Raw genomic sequence first — 1,372 nt, 5'->3', positions numbered from 1 at the left:
TCGCGTCAGCGGGACGGAGTCCTTGAAGCCCGCACTCTCTCGCTTTAGCGGCGCGGAGCGCTTTGCATCAACATGAGTGCGGGAGTATGTCACTTAAAATGACTACACCAGTCTTGTTCAGCACCAATCTATTGGGTTAGCGCAACACCAGGGCTAGAGCAGTCCCTTGGGATCCCGTCTCGACCAACCGCAAGTCCCCCCCGTGGGCCTGCAGGATGCGCCTGGCGATATATAGCCCCAGACCTCCTGAGCCGGTTGGGTAGTGGTGGCCGGCAATGTGAATGGGCTGGGTCACGTAGGGTTGGGCCAACTCTTCTAGGGGAGCCGGCAAGCCGGGGCCATCATCCTGCACCTGGATCTGGTGGGGGCTGACGATTAACACCACCGCATGGCGTGCGTAGCGCAAGGCGTTGTCCACCAGATTCACCAGCGCCCGCTCCAGCTCTGCCTCATCGGCGTTGCCCCACCCTTCTCCTTCGACTCGCAGATCGATCCCCCGCTCCTGGGCCAGGGATCCCATGCGCTCGGCCACCTTTCTGGCCAGGGATCCCAGATCACAAGGCCGAGGATGCAACTCGATCTCTCCCCGCTCCAGGCGGTGAGCCTCCACCATTTTCTGCACCAGAGAGAGATTGTGTTGATTTTCCTGCAGGATGCGATCCAGCAGAGCGCGACGTTGCTCCGGCTCGAGCTGTTGATCCTGTTTAAAGGCGCTCAGCAGGTGCCCAAAGGCGATGAGGGGGGTTTTGAGGTCGTGAACGAGGGTAGCGGTAAAGGCTTCTCGCCGCATTTGATCGATCTGGATCTGGCGCAGCAACTGGGCAAAAGCCTGCCGCAAGATCAGGGCTTCCTGGGGATCCCCGGGGCGGAGCAGCAGATTCCAACGGGCGGGCTGGTTAATCAAGGTTTCCAAATGAGCCAACTCGCGGGCCAGCAGGGTGAGGGGGCGCAAAATCATGGAGGACAGAGCATAGCCCACCACCGCCGACAGCACCGCCAGCAACGGGATCCACAGCAGCAGCAGGAGGATCCCTTCAGTGCTGAACTGCGTGTCGGGCCAGATCCACTGCACCGACAGGATGAAAACCAAGTTGGGGACGAACGAAAGGCTGGCAATGACCAATGCCACCTGGGTGCGCAAGCTGTGGGGAAAGCGGCGGCGCCAAAACTCAAGTACGCGGAGTGGTTGCTGTTTCAAACTCGGTGCGCTCGCTTTGACAAGACCTGCTTAAATAATGAACCAATGGTACGGAAGAATGAACATCCCCTCACGGTCAAGGCTGAAGAGTTCTTTCCTAGGTCTTAGGTCGTGTTGATCTTATGTTAGGATAGAGAGAATAATTTATAGAGAAAAGAGAATAAAGTTGGTTTT

Annotated in this window: 1 protein-coding gene; it reads right to left on the bottom strand. The window is 57.9% G+C overall.

Going from position 1 to position 1,372, the window contains the following annotated elements:
- Positions 1-136 precede the first annotated feature (136 nt).
- Complete coding sequence (locus NW840_RS08735) at positions 137-1,198, bottom strand: sensor histidine kinase (protein WP_011432354.1); 1,062 nt, start codon at positions 1,196-1,198, stop codon at positions 137-139.
- Between the last annotated feature and the right edge of the window lie 174 nt (positions 1,199-1,372).

It is taken from the genome of Synechococcus sp. R5-13 (genome assembly GCF_047462015.1).
In the GTDB taxonomy this organism is placed as follows: domain Bacteria; phylum Cyanobacteriota; class Cyanobacteriia; order Thermostichales; family Thermostichaceae; genus Thermostichus.
This window is presented reverse-complemented; position numbering and strand designations above follow the sequence as displayed.